General features: G+C 39.3%; 1 protein-coding gene. It reads left to right on the forward strand.

Going from position 1 to position 359, the window contains the following annotated elements; genetic code table 11:
• Positions 1-13: 13 nt before the first annotated feature.
• Positions 14-277, forward strand: a complete 264-nt coding sequence (locus B3W37_RS15610; protein WP_483176362.1) for a Com family DNA-binding transcriptional regulator — start codon at positions 14-16, stop codon at positions 275-277.
• The last annotated feature ends 82 nt before the right edge of the window (positions 278-359 follow it).

A 359-nucleotide genomic window follows, 5' to 3' on the forward strand; every position in this document is an offset into this window, starting at 1 on the left:
AATTTAGCAGTCCATGCGTTCAAGCAAAATAATTCAAATACCAATCCTTTTACTGTCACACGCCGATGCCATTCCTTATTTTTTAAAAAGGAGGAAACAGAACTTGCAGGAATTTAGGTGTAAAAAATGTCAGAAACTTCTGGCAAAATACCGTGAATGCAGGATACTGCAAATTAAATGTACTCGATGTGGTGAAACTAATCACCTTTTCCTGGCCGAACTGCAGAACGAAATTGCCCCCAAAAACTATACCCTTTTGAATAAAGCACGCAATTAAAAACCATTCCCTGAGCCAAACCCAATAACTTCCTCATTATCTATTTATGAGAGCCATAGAGCCCCGTCAAATTTGACGGGGC

Source organism: Syntrophomonas sp. UBA5494 (assembly GCF_002426325.1).